Source organism: Rothia sp. HMSC066G02 (assembly GCF_001813145.1).
Taxonomy (GTDB): Bacteria; Actinomycetota; Actinomycetes; order Actinomycetales; family Micrococcaceae; genus Rothia.
The window spans coordinates 1-16496 of the sequence record NZ_KV811575.1; the positions used below are offsets into that span (position 1 = coordinate 1).

15 protein-coding genes and 1 tRNA gene are annotated in these 16496 nt (G+C 61.5%); 8 read left to right on the forward strand and 8 right to left on the reverse strand.

The window, feature by feature from the left end:
• Positions 1-79 precede the first annotated feature (79 nt).
• Both HMPREF2894_RS00540 and disA read right to left on the reverse strand, forming a co-directional pair.
• A complete protein-coding gene (locus tag HMPREF2894_RS00540; RefSeq protein ID WP_005507607.1) occupies positions 80-319 on the reverse strand; it encodes a hypothetical protein in 240 nt (79 codons plus the stop codon).
• Positions 320-427: 108 nt separating this feature from the next.
• The gene (disA, locus tag HMPREF2894_RS00545; protein ID WP_049352358.1) at positions 428-1504 is read right to left on the reverse strand and encodes a DNA integrity scanning diadenylate cyclase DisA; all 1077 of its coding nucleotides are present in this window, start codon (positions 1502-1504) and stop codon (positions 428-430) included.
• Between the two features lie 208 nt (positions 1505-1712).
• On the opposite strand from disA, the gene radA reads away from it, so the two are divergent.
• Entirely contained in the window at positions 1713-3146 is a 1434-nt protein-coding gene (gene radA / locus HMPREF2894_RS00550; RefSeq protein WP_070630054.1) for a DNA repair protein RadA, read from the forward strand.
• Positions 3147-3266: 120 nt separating this feature from the next.
• Here the strand turns inward: radA and HMPREF2894_RS00555 are convergent, their stop codons facing one another.
• The 6 genes from HMPREF2894_RS00555 to HMPREF2894_RS00580 form a co-directional block, all read right to left on the reverse strand.
• Positions 3267-4595 (reverse strand): FUSC family protein, encoded by a 1329-nt coding sequence (locus tag HMPREF2894_RS00555; protein WP_049340432.1) that lies wholly within the window; start codon positions 4593-4595, stop codon positions 3267-3269.
• 162 nt (positions 4596-4757) lie between these two features.
• Positions 4758-6479, reverse strand: coding sequence for a polysaccharide pyruvyl transferase family protein (locus HMPREF2894_RS00560; RefSeq protein WP_070677351.1), 1722 nt, complete (start codon positions 6477-6479; stop codon positions 4758-4760).
• Between the two features lie 2 nt (positions 6480-6481).
• Complete coding sequence (locus HMPREF2894_RS00565; protein ID WP_070677354.1) at positions 6482-7570, reverse strand: glycosyltransferase family 2 protein; 1089 nt, start codon at positions 7568-7570, stop codon at positions 6482-6484.
• 143 nt (positions 7571-7713) lie between these two features.
• Positions 7714-8748 (reverse strand): inorganic phosphate transporter, encoded by a 1035-nt coding sequence (locus HMPREF2894_RS00570; protein ID WP_070677357.1) that lies wholly within the window; start codon positions 8746-8748, stop codon positions 7714-7716.
• Positions 8748-9365, reverse strand: a complete 618-nt coding sequence (locus HMPREF2894_RS00575) for a hypothetical protein (protein WP_005504391.1) — start codon at positions 9363-9365, stop codon at positions 8748-8750. The genes HMPREF2894_RS00570 and HMPREF2894_RS00575 overlap by 1 nt, the downstream gene beginning before the upstream one ends.
• A 466-nt stretch (positions 9366-9831) precedes the next feature.
• Complete coding sequence (locus tag HMPREF2894_RS00580; RefSeq protein ID WP_070677360.1) at positions 9832-10536, reverse strand: histone acetyltransferase; 705 nt, start codon at positions 10534-10536, stop codon at positions 9832-9834.
• Positions 10537-10621: 85 nt separating this feature from the next.
• On the opposite strand from HMPREF2894_RS00580, the gene HMPREF2894_RS00585 reads away from it, so the two are divergent.
• The 7 genes from HMPREF2894_RS00585 to HMPREF2894_RS00615 all read left to right on the forward strand — a co-directional run bounded on the left by HMPREF2894_RS00585 (position 10622) and on the right by HMPREF2894_RS00615 (position 16488).
• Positions 10622-10694, forward strand: a tRNA-Lys gene (locus tag HMPREF2894_RS00585).
• 170 nt (positions 10695-10864) lie between these two features.
• Positions 10865-11374: an asparaginase domain-containing protein gene (locus HMPREF2894_RS00590; RefSeq protein WP_080974859.1), complete on the forward strand. Its 510-nt coding sequence runs from the start codon at positions 10865-10867 to the stop codon at positions 11372-11374.
• 1 nt (position 11375) lies between these two features.
• A complete protein-coding gene (locus tag HMPREF2894_RS00595) occupies positions 11376-12041 on the forward strand; it encodes a hypothetical protein (RefSeq protein ID WP_044150051.1) in 666 nt (221 codons plus the stop codon).
• Between the two features lie 252 nt (positions 12042-12293).
• Positions 12294-13031 carry an organic solvent tolerance protein OstA gene (locus tag HMPREF2894_RS00600; protein ID WP_246825024.1) on the forward strand — a complete coding sequence of 246 codons (738 nt, stop codon included), beginning with the start codon at positions 12294-12296 and terminating at the stop codon, positions 13029-13031.
• A gap of 108 nt (positions 13032-13139) precedes the next feature.
• Positions 13140-13733: a flagellar type III secretion system protein FlhB gene (locus HMPREF2894_RS00605; RefSeq protein WP_070677366.1), complete on the forward strand. Its 594-nt coding sequence runs from the start codon at positions 13140-13142 to the stop codon at positions 13731-13733.
• A gap of 112 nt (positions 13734-13845) precedes the next feature.
• Positions 13846-15525, forward strand: a complete 1680-nt coding sequence (locus tag HMPREF2894_RS00610; RefSeq protein ID WP_049349910.1) for an ABC transporter permease — start codon at positions 13846-13848, stop codon at positions 15523-15525.
• Between the two features lie 87 nt (positions 15526-15612).
• A complete protein-coding gene (locus tag HMPREF2894_RS00615; RefSeq protein ID WP_246826991.1) occupies positions 15613-16488 on the forward strand; it encodes a multidrug ABC transporter permease in 876 nt (291 codons plus the stop codon).
• Positions 16489-16496 lie beyond the last annotated feature (8 nt).

Consider the following 16496-nt stretch of genomic DNA (forward strand, 5'->3'; position numbering starts at 1 on the left):
TTTAATGCGTCCAAGTTTCGGGGCGCAGTTCAGATATCCTCCGGCACGGGGGCTTTTTGTATAGGTCTATTGCGTGGCGCTATTTGGAGGCGCGCGGCTTGGCGAAGCGGCGCTCACCCAGGTACCCGAGCAGGCTACCGAATGCGGTCCACTGCAGTGCCGCCAACAGCAGGGTGGACAGGTCGGTCACCTCAAAGGAATTGGGGATGACCTTGAACCACAGCAACGGCAGGTAAATCAGAAAGAGAATGGGGGACGCCCATACGAAGAACGGGACGGGGCGCTTAGCCGACGGATACTTAGCTCGTGAGTACGACATTGTGACCTCCTTGGGGTGTCAAGGTGTGAAGGGTAACCTCCACTGTCACTACATCATAATGCAAAAGGTCCTTGTGAGGCAGGAAAAGGCCGCCGAGTAGATGTACTTCTAGATGTATTTTTCTAGGCTGCTCTCGGCCATGCGGGAGAGCTGCTCACGCACCGTGCGGGCGCGAGCCTCACCCACACCGTCCACGGCACGCAGGTCCTCAAGGGATGCCGCCATGAGAGCCTGCAGGCTGCCGAAGCGCTCCACCAGACGCTCAGAAATAGCGTTCGGAATGCTCGGAATACCGGCGAGCAGGCGGAAGCCGCGCGGTTGCAGGGGAAGCTCCAGGTCGGGGTTCTCACCAAACCCAACAGCGCGGGAAATCGCGCGCAGATCCACGATGTCCATATCATCCAGGTTCTGAAGCGCCTCAACGCCGGCGGTAATCAGCTCGTCGTTCACCTCGGGCAGGTAGTCGCGCAGAATCAGGTCGCTAGCGGTCATCTCGGGGGCGCGCAGCTCCTCCAGCTGCAGGGCAATGAGGCGGCCGTGCACGCCGAGCTCCAGCACGTAGTGGCTGACCTCGCGGATAATGCGGTTCACCATCTCCATACGCTGAAGGGTCATCGCCACATCCGCCAGGGAAACGTTCGACTCAATCTCCAGGGCAGACAGGCTGGAGAGCACCGAACGCAGACGCTTCTTATAGCTTTCAAGGGTCTGAATCGCCTGGTTTGCGCGGGCCATCAGGTACTGGCTGTCCTCAACCATGTAGCGGGTGCCGTCAACGTACACCGAAATCACGGACATCGAGGCACTCACCGAAATCACCGGGAAACCGGTCTGAATCGCGGTGCGTTCGGCGGTGCGGTGGCGGGTGCCGGACTCGTTTGTCTCAATGGAGGCGTCCGGCATGAGCTGCACGCCGGCGTGCAGTAGGCGGGTGGCGTCACGGTCGCAGATGATAGCGCCATCCATCTTCGCCAGCTCGCGCAGGCGGGTTGCCGAGAACTCAGTGTCGATATTGAAACCGCCCGACGACATGGAGGATACGGTGCGGTCGGATCCGAGTACGATGAGTGCGCCCGTACGGCCACGCATGATGCGTTCCAGGCCCTCGCGGAGCTCGGTGCCGGGGGCGATTCGGGCGATAGTTTTAAGCAATAGGTCACTATAATTCATCTGCACAAAAAACATTGTACCTGTAAGGGCGGTTATTGAGCCAGGTCAGGGGCGGAACGGCGGGCTAAAGTGCCTCAAAAGCGAACGGATATTCTCGATATTTATACAGGAGTGCACGAGGTGAAACTACCTGCATTTAAAAGTAAAAATGCGTTCTGCGGTACCCCATTTCGCCGTGACCAAACACCGCGCGCCATATCGCTCCAGACCCTAAAATAGACCCATGACCGCGCGCACGAAAAACACCAAAACCGCACCCGCCTACCGCTGCACCGAATGCGGCTGGACCACCGCCAAATGGGTAGGCCGCTGCGGCGAATGCCAAACCTGGGGCACCGTCGAAGAAGCCGCCGGAGGCACCCGTGCGCGCACCCGCGCCGCATCCAGCGTGCAGAAACCCGCCCAGCCTATCGCAGAGGTCGACTCGCGCGTAGCCGCCTACATGAGCACCGGAAACCCCGAATTTGATCGCGTGCTCGGCGGCGGACTCGTACCCGGCGCGGTCATCCTCATGGCGGGCGAACCCGGCGTGGGTAAATCCACTCTGCTGTTGGATGTCGCCGCCACCTTCGCGCGCGGCACCGCCGGGAGTGCGGGACAGCAGGGGGTGCAGAATATCGCACCCCAGCCGCCGCGCCCGGTGCTGTACATTACCGGCGAGGAATCCGCCGCGCAGGTCAAGCTCCGCGCCGACCGCATCCGCGCCATCGCGGACACCCTCTACCTGACCAGCGAAACCGACCTCGGCACCGCCCTGGCGCATATTGAGCAGATCAACCCCTCCCTGCTGGTCATTGACTCCGTGCAGACCCTCGCCTCCGCGGAAGTTGAGGGTAGCGCCGGCGGTGTGACCCAGGTGCGTGAGGTTGCCGCCTCCGTGATTGCCGCGGCTAAGGAACGCAATATGTGCACCCTGCTCGTGGGTCACGTGACTAAGGAAGGCACCATCGCGGGCCCGCGCCTGCTTGAGCACCTGGTGGACGTGGTCTGCCAGTTCGAGGGCGATAAGCACTCGAATATCCGCATGCTACGCGCGATTAAGAACCGCTTCGGACCCACCGACGAGGTGGGCTGCTTCGACATGCACGAGGACGGCATCGCACCGGTGCTGGACCCCTCCGGCATGTTCGTCTCCAGTACCCCGCACCCGGTGGCGGGCACCTGCGTGACCGTCACGATGGAGGGCCGCCGACCCCTGCTCGCGGAGGTACAGGCGCTACTGGATCAGGCGGTGGCACCCGCCCCGCGCCGTACCGTTTCGGGCCTGGATTCGGCGCGTATTCAGATGCTGCTGGCGGTGCTGCAGCGCCGCGCCGGGCTGAACGTGGGCAAGCTCGACTGCTATGTATCCACGGTGGGCGGCGCAAAAATTGCCGAGCCCGCCGCCGACCTGGCGTGCGTTATGGCGCTTGCCTCGGCGGCGCAAAATAAGCCGCTACCGCGCAAACTCGCAGTCTTCGGCGAGGTGGGCCTGGCCGGTGAAGTGCGCGCCGTGCCGGGCATCCGCCAGCGCATTGCGGAGGTGGGCCGCCTGGGCTTCACGCACGTGCTGGTGCCCGCCTCCCCGACCGGCGTGGGGGACGTGCCCGAGGGCGTGACCGTGCGTGAGGTAACCACCCTGGGCGAGGCGCTCGCGCTGCTCTTCCCGCAGAAGTAGCCACCCGCGCATCAACAGCATAGAGATAGCGGAGGAGGGGGCTCCCGGCTGGCGTGAATGCCGGCCGGGAGCCCCCTCCGCTGTGTCTTGACGGTTGCCACTGACCCCGCTAGAACCCCGCTAGGAGGAGCGGCTCTCCTCCTCGTTCTCGTGCAACATGATGTTGATCGAGCGGGTGTTGAGCTTGTTCGTGCGGTGGGTGTTCACCGCGCTATCGGTCACGTCGTCAACCACCATGGAGTCATCCATGTCAGCGTCAACAATCGGGATTGCCGAGGTACGCGGTGCGTGCTTCGTGACCGCCTCACCCAGGGGCACCAGAACCGCCACGGCGTCCTTGTGGGACATACCGGTTGCCTCCATAAAGTCCACCACAATCAGGCGGAGCATCAGCACGAGTGACTCGCCCTCAAAGGTTGCCACACCCATCGTGCGCGGCTCGAGGGTGCCGGCAAGCTTAATCATGCGCTCGCGTGCCTCCATCATGTAGTGCTCGCGTTCGCCCTCTGTCGGGGCAGACATGCCCAAGCCGAGGCTCTGTGCCGCCACCGACAGCTCGGTCAGCGCGTCACTGAGCGAGAGCTGCGCGGCAGTGCGTAGCTGCACGTGGTGAATCGTGGACGCCATGCGGCGGTTGAGCACGCGGTCGTTACGGATCGCCAAATCTACCGCGGCGAGGGTCTTTGCCATGCGCGCCAGCTCGCCCTTGCTCTTGCGGCTATTCCAGGACAGCTCATTCATACCCTGCGCGGTGATTAGGTCGCCTCGGCACGCATCATACAGCGGTTGCAGGGCGCGTGCATCAAGCAGGCTCTGGTACGCCTTGTTGTAGTCGTAGTAGCGGATTGCCTCAGAGGAAAGCTGGAAAACCTTCGCGAACGCATCCATGAGAGCCTGCGCGCGTTCACGCGGGTTCTTACGCGGGTCACGCGGCATCAGGTACATGGCGAGGAACGCGAAAGCGCCACCAACAATACCGTCGAAACTGCGGGTGAACGCATCGTCAGGTACGGGCAGCAGCAACGTGAAACAGGCCTGGAAGCTGAGCTGAATCGTAAAAATAATGCCCTTATCAATAAATCGGGCAATAATCACGGTCAAGAAAAGCACCACTGCCGCCTGCCAGGTGCCGTGACCGAGCAGAATCAGCAGAAGGTCGCCAATGAGAATGCCGAGGGTCACGCCGAAGGAGACCTCAAGGATTCGGCGGGAATGCTTAGCACCGCTTACATAGCCGAGGGATACGAGGGCAGCGACCGGCGCGAAAATGGGTTCCTGGTGGCCTAGGATGTGCTCAGCGAAAAGCCAAGCGCCCATAGATGCCGCAACAATCTGCACAGACTGAAAGAAGTCAGCCCGGACTCGGTGAATACCCTCATGGACGAACTGCCGGGTGTTCTGTTCAGTAGTGCGTAGAATCTCTGCGAAGCGTGCCATGAGCACCATCATACCGGCGCGTGTGCTCTGTACAAGGGGGTAGGGGAGTGTTGGGTGCAAGTGTGAGAGACCCCGCGCCCCGAACCCCGCTTAGCGCCCCGGCTTGGGCGGTTTTGCGTGCCGAAACCTCAGCTTGCGTACCGAGACCTCAGTGCAAGGGGCTTAGCCGCGAATCTAGCCGCGGAGGCGGCGCGCCACCCTCGCCAGCAGACCCGGCTGGGCGGGATGCGCCTCGGCGGGTGCTTCAGAATAAGCCTCAACGGTGACGGGGCGCGTCTGTTCCGCACCGTGCGCGCTGTACCCGCCGATTGCGCGGGCACACTCGAGCTGCCGGCGGTGCTCGGCATCCCAGGAGTGAGCCCGGTCAGACATCGCCCACTCGAACCCCGCGGTGAGGGAGGTTTCGGTGAAGAGCTCGCGTGCGGCACGGACGGTCGCACCCAGCGGCTCGGGGAGCGCCGGAACCTGTTCCACGGTGGGGAAGGGGGCGGGTGCCTCTACTTCGTCCAGCTTTTCTGCGCCAGATGCAAGAATCTGCGTGAGCAGGTAGGCGCGCTCGGCGCGCAGAACCTCCAGCAGCTCGGTGCGGCGTGCATCCGATGCCACCGCCGCGTGCCGCAGGGCGGCGGCAACCATCAGCTCGGGAACACCGCCGGCGAGCATGCCCAACGGCAGGGTGAACTCGCCCAGCCCGTACTGGCGCAGGGCGCCGCCCACGCGCATCTGCGTGAATGCGTCCGGCACGAGGGCGAGCACGGGAATGCCCGCCGCGGCGGAGAAGACCGCCGGGTGGTAGCGGCTGGGCAGGGGGAACGCCGCCGCGCGGTGTACCGCGATGCTCTGGTCGGCGTGCAGAATCGGCAGCAGGGTCGCCGGGGTGGAGGTGCTGAGCCGCTTGGCGATGCGCTGGTGCGCCTGAATATCGCCGCTTGCCGGGTCCTGCGGGTCACCGTAGTGGCTCAGGAAGACGGGTGCGTAGCCGTGCTCGCGCCACATGCCGTCGAGCAGGCGCGCAATCTGCTGTGCCTGCTGGTCGGTGCACTCGTTGACGGTCACGCAGACGTAGTGCTCCGGCAGCTCATCAAGCGCCTGACCTGCGGAAACACCCTCCGCATAGTGCAGAGTACGCGCCGGAGAAGCTACCGGGTAGTCGGTGGCGTCATCTACGCTCAGGCGCGCGTCAATACCCCGCTCACGGCACCAAGCGAGGGAAGAACGTTCGCGCACCGTCACCGAACGGGCGGTGCGCAGCATGCGCTCCAGGATCTGCGCGTCCTCGGGGTTGAGGACCGGGCCCAGGGACTGGCCGGTCACGTACACGGGCACGCCCGCATGCTCGGCGGCACGCACCGCGGCGGCGCGTTCGTAGAGCAGCCAGCCGTAGCGGGAGTTGAGGTTGCCGCCGCCGGAGACCACGACCGCGTCCATGGCAGCGATAGCGTCCGCGAATTCCACCATGCGCTCAACGGTCTGCGCCAGCGGATGCAACACCTCCGGCAGCGCCTGCACCTGCGGCAGAGCTACCAGCTCAGAGGTGGAGGGGCGCTCTCGGTCGGCGTGCAGCTGCGTCAGGACGCACTCGAGCGCCGCGAGGGTCAGCTCGCGTTCAGCCGGCGCCCAGGGGAAGAGGAAAAACGGCAGGTACTCGTAGGGCGCGCCCGCCTCATGCTGTGCCGCCTCATGATTCACCGCTGCGCCAATATAGCGCGCCGAATGGCCCACATCGCGGGTCATGAGGGTGACCGCCGCGCCGCCTTCGGAAAGCGCTGCCGCGCTCGCGATGGTCATGGCTTCGTCGCCCACGTGGTAGGTGTGCTGGCCGATATCGCCAATGACGAGCACGCGCGGTGCTTCAGTAACGGGCAGTGCTGTAGAAGAATGATTGTTCTCTGTCATGGCTATGCGCCCTTCTGATCTGCCGACCCGGTCTCAGTCGACTCAGCCTCAGTGCCGCGACGAACCAGGGAACGCTGATTGAGGGAACGCTTCGCCAAGGAACGCAACGCGCGGCCCGGGGTGCGCAGGTGCTTGAGGACCCGCAGGCGCTCCTCAATAGCCTGCTGGCGGTTCTCAATAGCCTGCTGACGGGCCTCGATACGTTCCAGGCGGCTCTCAATAGAGCGCAGAATATCTAGGGATTCGCGGGTCAGATCGTGCCCGTCAATCACGCGACGCTCCAGGTCAGCCGCCAAATGCGCCTGATACAGGTACGCACCGGGTCGGGCACCCGCCTGCAGATCCTCGCGGATAGCGCGGGCACGCACCAACGAATCGAAGCGGGCATGATCAGCCTGACGCTTCACGCTATTTGCCTCAGCACCTTCTGCGTCGGGGCGTAGCGACCAGTACGCCAGCGGCTCATCCACCAGCAGAATATCCGCAACGGAGGCGGCACGCATGTTGAACTCCCAGTCGCCGACCACCGGCAGGGACTCGTCGTAGAAACCGACCAGCTCGTGTAGGCTGCGGCGGTAGAGAATACCGATTGGCACGGCACGGTTCGTGCGGAAGAGGAACTGCAAACCCATGCCGGGCAGGCCGTCGTGGAAAATACGCTCCTCGTACACCTCGAACTCGCCGTCGGCGTTCTCACGTTCGTACCGCTCCACAACGCGGGTGGTGCACATGAGCGCGCCGCTCTCTTCCAGCGCCGCGACGGTGCGCTCCAGGAACTCGGGTGCCCACAGGTCGTCGTCATCGTGAATCGCCACGTATTCGGAGGTGGTCGCCGCCAAACCGGCGTTGGATGCCGCCTCCATGTTGCCGCCGGCGGTGGTCAGCAACTGTACGCGGCTGGAATCCTGCGCGTTAGAACCCAGCGGAGAAGCCTCAATGACGGCGCGGGTTGCCTGTTCGTCGCCTCCGTCGTTAATCACGCAGACCGTGTAGTCGGTGAAGGTCTGCTGCGCAATATTCTCCAGCGCGCGGCTCAAGAAGCGGGGGCGGCCCTTCGTGCGGACCAGAATAGCTACGGTAGGGGAAGACATAACCACAATCAGTCGAGGGTGAATGGGCCCGTGCCAGCCCAGGAACTCAACCCATTATGAAGGTGTGCACTGTTCAGACTCAACCCACCCGCCCGGCTAACCCGCAACAGCGTGCACACAGGGGCACGAGCCGCCCCTAAAAACTAGCTGATGGACTGTAGCGCCACCATCGCCAGCACACCGAGCACAAAGCACGCCGGAATGGTTACCAGCCACACCAGAAGAATCTGCAGAACAATCCTGGATTTCAACGCGTTAAAACGCTGGTTCACGCCCGCGCCGAGCGCCGATGCAGTTGCCAGGTGCGATGAGGAGAACGGCACCTGCAGCAGGAAGTAGCCGAGCACCTGCACCACCGCGGTCGTGCCCTGAGCGACCGCGCCACGGAACGGGTCCAGGCGCACCATCTTGTAGGCGAAGGTGTAGCCGATGCGGCGGCCACCGGTCAGCGTACCGGCACCCAGGCTGAGGGCAATGATGAGAGTGCCCAGCAGCATCCCGCCCCAGGTGAGGGACTGAATCAGCGCCGGATCCATGATGCGTTCGCTCAGCAGTGCCCACAGCAGCAGGTACAGGTAGCCGGTCTGCAGGCCGTGTAGCAGCGAAATCGCGGAGGCAGACACCGCCAGCACCTCGCGGGCATGCTGATTCACCAGGCGCGGGTTGTGGCCGACCACCAGCCGGTAGAACGGCACCACCATCAGCCAGGACAGCAGAAAAATGAGCGGCGGCAGGTAAAAGAGCGGCAGCAGGGTCGCCCCAAAAATATGCGGCAGGAAGGCGAGAGAACCAAAGCCTTCAGCGGCGCTGTCACTCCTCGTCTGGGTCCACCAGCTCACGCCGGCGAGGGCACCGACCAGTGCGTGAGTCGAGGAGGACGGCAACCGCAGAAACCAGGTGAGCACACCCCAAATAGCGCAGACGAGTAGCGCCGCAATGATGCCGTTCAGGCCGGTGGTGCCTTCCGGGGCACTCACCCACGAGGCGGAATACTCACCGAGCAGCAGAAACGCACCGATTACACCGAGCACGTTGAAGAGCGCGGCAAGGTACAGGGCGGAGCGCTCGCCGAGGGCGCGGGTACGCACCGGAACAGCGACGGCGTTTGAGGCGTCATGCACACCGGTGACGTAGACCGCGGCAATAAAGGCGCAGCAGGCGAGAAGACCCAGGAGCATTAGGATTCCTGAACGATGATGCGGCCGATTTCGGCGGACACATCACGCATAGCGTTGGAGGCGGCGGTCAGCTGCGCCAGGAAGGTGGCGTAGCGGCGGTACCGTTCGGGGGTGTAGCGTTCGGCAATGTACGCGTCGTATTCTTCGGCGGTGCGCAGCGCCTGGCGGGAGATGCGCAGCATGTCCATCCAGTAGTTGTCGAGGCCGCGAATGTCGGCGAGTTTGGGGATGACGGCGGCGGTCAGCACCGCCTGACGCTGAATAATGTCCAGGATCGAGGTGATGTGCGTAGCGAAGCCGTCAATGCTGTGCAGGGACAGCACGTGCGCGGCGCTGGTGAGCTTCTCAACGGCGTTGGTGAGCTTGCGTGCCAGCGTGTACAGGTCTTCACGCGGGATCGGTGGGGAGAAGGAGCTACGCACCTCGGTGAGGGTGCGGAACAGCAGGTTCGTGGAGTCCGCCTCGTGGGTGAGCATGCGTTCGAAGAGTTCGGGGTACTCCGCGACGGGGGAGCCGACCATTTCAGAGAGCAACGCGGCGGCCTCACCGACCTGCGCTGAAATTTCAGCGAGGGAGGCGAGGGATTCGTTAGCGTGGGGAAAAAGTCGGTGCAGCATAGTTCCCAGTCTAACCAGTATCGGGGGTTGCGGGTGCGCGCAGCTCGGGGGTATCTCACGGGGCACACGGTTTTTATGCGCAATCGCGCCGAGCTGACGGCTGCTTCTAGACGGGGTTTTAAACGAAAAACGGTGGGGGTCGATTTCTCGACCCCCACCGGAACGTTTAGGGATGTCGGGTTGGGAGCGCCTCTCGGCGGAAGGCCGCTCGAAGCGGCTAAAGATTTGGAGCCCGGGGCTACCTATTAGCAACCCGACATCTTGTAATTATTATCCACCCGTACCCGGCACAGAGTCAATCGGAAACAGGCTTTTCACGCCTGCGTGACCCAATGTGGAACCTGTGCCAATTCGCGGCATGAACCCGCATTTTTGGGCGGCTAAACGGCGCAGAAGACTAGAATGCTTCGAGGTTGGGTTGCGATTTTTCCTGCGCAGAATCAGCCCCGGAACCCCCGTTAGCCTGTTAACTAGCCTCAACGGCGCGCAGCTGGGCGGCGACCGCCTCCAAATCGTGCGCAATCTGCTCCATCTGCTGTGCCTGACGCGGCATACGAGCGCGACGCTCCACCGCCTCACGCTTCACCTCGTGGCTACCCGGAACCGCACCATCCTGTCCGGCAGAGCGCGCATAATCGGTACGAATACCCAACGCCACCACGTGCGCAAACGCGGCGCAGCGTTCCATCGCAATATCCATATCGCCGGTGTACAAGCCCGCCAGAATCTCATCAATCGTACGGACCACCTCATCGGCACCCGGCGGGTCGGGAACACCCGCCACCACGTGCGAACGGTAATCCTCCGCCATACCCAGCTCAAAGGCGCGACTCACCCCGCGCGGCGAACGATGCACCACATCCCGCAGCCAGTACATGCGCCACAGCGCACCCGGCAGGGAGTGGGCGCTCGCGTGGGACCAGAGTTCGGCGAGCATTTCGATACCGTAGTCGTCGGTGAAGCTGACGAGCCGCTCGGTCATCTGCTCGTCGGTGCCGCGTCCGCGCATCAGCAGGATACGTGCGGAGGCGTGTGCCGCCTCTTCGCGTGCGGCGGGGTCCATGCCGCCTTCGTGGCGTTCAAACTTTTCGGCGGAGTAGAGGACGGGTCGGTGGTGGGTTCGGTGTCGGGTGCGCCCGGAGGCGCTGGGTGATGATGTGGGTGTAGACATAGGATTTTCCAGTGTACCGCCACTGCGCTGGGGTCGGTAGTGTATAGTATTTCTATCTGCACACTTTCAATTTTGTGTGGATGGAGCGCCTTTAGCTCAGTCGGTAGAGCTACGGACTTTTAATCCGCAGGTCGTGGGTTCGAGCCCCACAGGGCGCACTAGCCGACCCGTCGCCTCCCGCTTTGCGGGGGTCGGCGGGGTTTTGCGTCTTCACCCTCGTGTGCGGGGTTTTACCCCCGTGTTGATTCCGTGTGGTGGGGCGTGTCCTGCCGGGTTGGCCTGGCAGTTTTTGATTTGTGTACGTTGACCCGAAAAGATGAGGAAACCCGTGAGCGTCACCATTAAGAACCCTGAAGAAATCACGATTCTTGCCACTGGCGGCACGATCGATAAGTTCTATTCGGTGGCGGGCACCATGGATATTGGTGAGCCTGCCGCTAAGGACCTGCTGGACCGCGTCATCACTGACGTGCGCTTCGATATTCGTCCGCTGATTGGCAAGGACAGCCTGGACATGACCGATGAGGATCGTGCCGAGCTGACCGAGGCGCTGAACGCTGTCACTAACGACCAGGTGCTCATCACTCACGGTACCGACACCATGCCGGAGACTGCCCGTTACCTGGTGGAGCACGCCGACCTGGGCAATAAGGTCGTGGTGCTGACCGGTGCGATGCAGCCCGCCGTGATGGCTCGTTCGGATGCAGGCTTCAACCTGGGTGCCGCTATTGCCGCCCTGAATCTGCTGGAGCCGGGTGTGTACATCAGCATGAGCGGTCGTATTTTCCCTGCTGAGAGCGTGCGTAAGGACCGTTCGCGCGGCATTTTTGAGGGCTAGGATGGCTGATTCCGCTCGTATGCGGCGGGGTGAACCGGTTTCTGCCGCTGAGCTTGCGCCGGTTGAGGGCTCCTCGGATCTTGTGCCGCAGGAGCATATGTCGCAGGCGCAGCTTATGCAGCTGCAGGCTATGGATGAGCTGGAGCAGCAGGCTGATGAGTTCTGGAATGTCACCAGTGATTACCCGCTGCCGGCTAAGAACCTGTACCTGGTGCGTGTGCTGCTGCTGGTCGTACCCTCGCTGATTACTGTTTATTACTTCATTCGCGTCACGCTTTTCCCGATTGGTGCGGTGCCGCTGGTCTATCTGGTGATGCATATGTGGGTTGCCATGATTTACCGGGCGAACCGTTCGGTGAAGTTGGTGTTGCTGGCGAATGCAGCGTCCGGGGTCGCGGCGGCGATTATGACGGCGTTCTTTGCCTATGCGCTTGTGACGGTGCAGGGTCCGCAGACGCTGCTGGACCGTGTGGGCGTGTTCTACACGGTGAGCTTGCTGACGGTCATGGCGTCGTTCGCGTTGGAGGTTCTGTTCTCGCTGTTCTATAGTTTGGCGGTTCGTAGGAGCTTGCGTCTGACGCAGAAGAAGCAAGAGGAAGAACAGCGGAACGCAGAACAGCAGCATGCAGAGGACCCGAACGCGGAGGCTTCGCAGGTAGCGGAGTAGGGCTAACGCGCCCCGGCGGGCGGGGATTCTACCCCGCGTATCCGCGCCTCCGACGGGGTGATAACGAGGCGATAAGCGGCGGTGTGACACGCTCCCCGCGACGCCCAGCTACTGCTCAGATTCCCTTAAAGTACGCGTGATACGGTAGAGACAGAAACACGACCCGCACCTGCCAGGAGGCCACTCATGGGCGCTACACACCTGAACACAGATGCCGCTTCATCCGCAGAACACCCGGATGAAGATATCAGTATGCAGACCCGCTTTCAGGCGCCTATCCGTCACGTGACTCCTGCTACGCCGGAGGTGTCCGTTCCGCTGAACGTGCCGCCGGTGGTGACTGGTTCGCATCCGGTTATTTCGGCGACTTCTACCGTCATCATTCAGGATGGTACGAACCCTCCGATTGTGGTGCGTACACACCCGACGGGTCCTCTACCGCCGTTCCCGGGGCAGGGTCAGGTTCCCGCTTTTCTGCGCACCTATACCGCTGATGAGGTGAAGGAGCGCAAGCAGAAGCTCAAGAAGAACCTCCTAGTCCGCGCGGTTATTCTGTGTATTTTGACCCTGGTTGAGGGCCTCATTATCTCCCAGTACACGCAGCCGTTAGCGATTTGCTTTGGTTTTGTGGCGGCGCTTTACCTGGTGGTTCAGATGTGGCCGCTGATGCGCCCTCCGAATGATTCGACGGACGCCTCCGTGTATAGCGTTTGGGCTATCTGCTCCCTGATCGGGTATGTTGCCGTGGGGCTGGTGCTTTCACCGATTACGTTCCTGCTGCTGATGCTCGACTGGGCTGGAGTTTCGATGGGGCTTGACCCCCTGCTGATACTTGTTGTCTTGGGCCTAGTCTGGTTGAGCGAGGTCGGTTTATCGTTGCTAACCATTTACCGCTTCAACAACTTGCGAATTGCAATGGCGAACCGGGCAGATTCTCCGTTGCTACCTGACAGTATTTCTGCGACGGTTGATCCGTCCACTTCTGCCTAAAGTTCTGAGGCGGCGCGGTAGACGAACGCCGCGCCGCCACCCACACACCACACACTCGCTCATACATCTTCCACACACACTATCAGCCGACATTCGAAAGATTCAGCTATGCCCGCCGTCGAGTCCTCTCCGCCATCCGCTCCGAACACCACGCATCCTACGAAGCCCGCCACCCCCACTCTCGTGTCTGTGGCGGGTTGGGTTCTGCTCGCTATTGCCGTGGGTTGGCTGGTGCTGATTGGGTACACGGGTGTCACGTATGCGACGACGCAGCTGTCGCATTTTTCGACTTGGCGCGCCCAGTCGCTGGTGGATGCGCAGGCGTACTATCCGGTGCTTTTCCTGATGGTCAGCGCGTTCGGTAACGTGACCCTGCACGGCTTCTGCACGGTGGCGTACCTGCGTGGTTACCGGTGGGCGGCGCTGGTGCTGTCGGTGGCGTTGGCGCTGGGTGTGTTGGCATCCCTGCTGATTATGCTGGCAGTCGCGGCTCTTCTGGGCACGTTGAATGGTGCGCCGAGCCAGGATGTTGAGTTGCTGCTCAGTAGCGCCTCCCCGCTGTACACTCCGGTGTATATTGCGGGTCCGTACATGCTGGTGTGCGTGGTGGCGTTGGCGTTGGTGTGGTCGCGTCAGTCGCGTTCGTACATGGAAGCGCGCCGTGATTGGCGCCTGCGCCGCAGCGAGGACTACCTGATTTAGCCTTGCAGATTCTGGTCGTATAGATTCTAGCCGCGGGTCCACGACGGCCTGCGGCTCACCGATAACTTTATTCACCAACCACTATTCACCAACCACACTGTTAGGATGACCCGTGCACCTTACTTCCGAACCTGCGCACGAATCCACATCGCATACTAACCCCGACGTCGCCAAGCGCACATATGATGAGCGGGCGGCGTTTGAAGAGGCGAAAAGAAACCTCGGCATAGTTGGTGATAAGGAGCAACAATTCGACCGGGGAATGGCGATTCTCGGTAAAGCGTATTCCATCGCGATGACGCTGATTCTGGTGTATTTCCTCCTGGATGCGTACCAGATTATCGTTACCGCGGGCCGGAGTGTGAACATCGGCTCGTTCCTTAGCTATGCCCTGCCGAAGGTTCTGTCTGACGCTGTCTTGGTGGTGCCGTTCCTCTGGTTCGTTCTGGACTACACCAAGGGAGGGTACGTTAATCCGCGCCGCCTGCTGATGCTGTACCTTCTGCTGTGTTCCTTGAGCGGTGTGCTCTCTTTTGCGGGTGTCTTTGGTCTGGCGCAGATGCTTTTCCCCGCGTTTACGGCTTTGGATTCTGTATCACATCCTGCCGCTGCCTCGTCTATTGTGACGCAGGCTCTGGTCGGGGTGATTACGGCAGGTAGCGCCGTTCTCCTGTTTTTGCTGACTCGCCCGGCTGTGGGCGTGGTCCCGAGCCCCGCGGCGATTCGGGAGCAGATGCAGATCATCAAGGACAGCATGGCGGATGATGAGGAAGAGCCGACCCGTGAGGATGTTCTTCGTCAGCTTGAGAAGGAAGAAGGCCCGGTCAAGGACTCTACCGAGCAGCTGTTGCGTGAGCTTTCTGCCGATTATGCGCTCTCGAATGATCCGGTGGAGAAGAACCGCCTGCTGGCTGAGATACAGCAGATTCAGCGCGCCCAGAAGACGGGTGTAAAGCCTAACTTCGGAGGCACGTCTGGCGGGTCGGCTAAGCCCCAACAGGAAGCGCACGAGGGTGCGGAGGCGACCGCCGCCTCCACCGCGCCTGCCGCCCCTCAGGTGGTGCTCCCGCCCCGCCCGAAGACGCTGCGCGGCGTCATGTGGTGCGCTACAGCCATTATTATTCTGTCCGCAATCCAACGTATCTATGTATCTATCCATAACGAGGTCCCAGACCGCGTTATGGAAAATATGCCGGGCATCATCATTTCAGGCATATTTGCTACCTTCATCTTCTCTCTCATACCGATTTTTGTTCTCCGCAGACTGTGGAAGGGCCGTAGATGGGCGTACTTCCTCACCCTCTTCGGTAGTGCTTTTGTGGTTTTTATCGGGGCGATGAGTTTGCAATCTTTCATCTCGGCTGATTATTTCTCCAGGCTGGCGGATGAGTCGTTGACTTCAAGGCCCCGAGACTACGTAGTTTCCATCGTGGTGAGTGACATTATGGGAGCTTTTCTTACGGCCTTCTACCTGCTGATAGTCGTGCTGCTCATGAGCCGTCCCACCAGGATGTACGTGGCTACTGCGCGGTTGGCGCGTCTGAATGCACGCGAACAGGTGAACGCCGATGACGGTTGGATTGTTGTGCATCAGGACGCAGAAACGCGTGCTCACCTAGAAGAAGAACAGACGCGTTGGGAAGAGAAGGAAGCTAACCGACGGGCTGAAGAAGCAGTCGCTCAGCAGTACAAGAGGACCCGCCGTACGAATGCGCGGAAGAACTCCCGCAACGAACAGCGCGGCTACAAGGATACTTCCGTGTACACCGAGGAAGGTTACCGCCTCAACTAGGGCGGTTGCTTACTCTTTGAAAGACTCTTCTGCCCCCTGCCCCGTGCTACGGCGCGCGGGGCGGGGTGCGAAGAGAAGAAAGGAACAATGATGTCAGAACGTACCCCAAAGCAACCGCTCAACGACCCGGAGTACACGGTTCCCGAGTACAGCGTGCTACTGCCCTCTAACGAGGCAGAAAATAGCACGGCAGAGGGCGATGCCGTCTCCAGCAACGTAATTTCCGGTAATGTCGCAGACACTAGCGCGGCGGAGGATAACGCGCCCGGCGGCAGCACCTCCGAGCACGCCAGCACCCCCGAGCAAACCACTACTGGCTACCGGAAGGCGACCGCCGGCTACACTGCCGCTTCCGAGCAGGTAATTCCGGAGCGCCCGAAGGCTATGCGTAGCGTCATGTGGTGCGCTGCCGCCATTATCGTGCTGGGGCCCCTGAGTAATTTTCTGCTGCCGATTCTAAGCTGGTCATATATCGATTTTGAGACAGTGGTGAGTGTTCTCTTCTCTGCCCTGGTGGTTACCCTCATCCTCTCCGCCATCCCGATTTTTATTCTCTGGAAGATCTGGGATGGCCGCGAGTGGGCGCGCGTACTTACCATCATCTACTGCGCTCTCGCGGCTGCTAGCGGTGTGCTTATTCTTGCGGATAATTTCTCGGAGTTAAGCTCTAGAGCGGCTGCGGCGTCCAGCCTGGGGCGTGTCGCGAGCGGCATTTTTACTCTTGTTCTTTACCTCCTGATGATTGTGCTGCTGACTCGTGCTCCTATTAGGGTGTACACACAAATCGTTAGCGGGGCACGTGCGCTAGAACGCCAGCAGATGATGTCTGAGACGAGACAGGCTGCCGGTCAGGTGCCGGCGGAACTTCGAGAGCTTTTCGCTGATGATGAGGACGGCGAACGCACCTCATCAGGGGGAAACACCCCTCGACCCCCGCACCGTAGTGCGGGATGGGGAACATAGAAAGGAAC

What these genes read in the sequence shown, in the direction of transcription:
- HMPREF2894_RS00600 (WP_246825024.1), top strand. Translation starts at nt 12,294, where the DNA reads ATGCAGACCCGCTTTCAGGCGCCTATCCGTCACGTGACTCCTGCTACG.
- HMPREF2894_RS00615 (WP_246826991.1), top strand. Translation starts at nt 15,613, where the DNA reads ATGATGTCAGAACGTACCCCAAAGCAACCGCTCAACGACCCGGAGTAC.
- HMPREF2894_RS00605 (WP_070677366.1), top strand. Translation starts at nt 13,140, where the DNA reads ATGCCCGCCGTCGAGTCCTCTCCGCCATCCGCTCCGAACACCACGCAT.
- HMPREF2894_RS00560 (WP_070677351.1), bottom strand. Translation starts at nt 6,479, where the DNA reads ATGACAGAGAACAATCATTCTTCTACAGCACTGCCCGTTACTGAAGCA.
- HMPREF2894_RS00570 (WP_070677357.1), bottom strand. Translation starts at nt 8,748, where the DNA reads ATGCTCCTGGGTCTTCTCGCCTGCTGCGCCTTTATTGCCGCGGTCTAC.
- HMPREF2894_RS00540 (WP_005507607.1), bottom strand. Translation starts at nt 319, where the DNA reads ATGTCGTACTCACGAGCTAAGTATCCGTCGGCTAAGCGCCCCGTCCCG.
- HMPREF2894_RS00565 (WP_070677354.1), bottom strand. Translation starts at nt 7,570, where the DNA reads ATGTCTTCCCCTACCGTAGCTATTCTGGTCCGCACGAAGGGCCGCCCC.
- radA (WP_070630054.1), top strand. Translation starts at nt 1,713, where the DNA reads ATGACCGCGCGCACGAAAAACACCAAAACCGCACCCGCCTACCGCTGC.
- disA (WP_049352358.1), bottom strand. Translation starts at nt 1,504, where the DNA reads ATGTTTTTTGTGCAGATGAATTATAGTGACCTATTGCTTAAAACTATC.
- HMPREF2894_RS00595 (WP_044150051.1), top strand. Translation starts at nt 11,376, where the DNA reads ATGGCTGATTCCGCTCGTATGCGGCGGGGTGAACCGGTTTCTGCCGCT.
- HMPREF2894_RS00575 (WP_005504391.1), bottom strand. Translation starts at nt 9,365, where the DNA reads ATGCTGCACCGACTTTTTCCCCACGCTAACGAATCCCTCGCCTCCCTC.
- HMPREF2894_RS00580 (WP_070677360.1), bottom strand. Translation starts at nt 10,536, where the DNA reads ATGTCTACACCCACATCATCACCCAGCGCCTCCGGGCGCACCCGACAC.
- HMPREF2894_RS00555 (WP_049340432.1), bottom strand. Translation starts at nt 4,595, where the DNA reads ATGATGGTGCTCATGGCACGCTTCGCAGAGATTCTACGCACTACTGAA.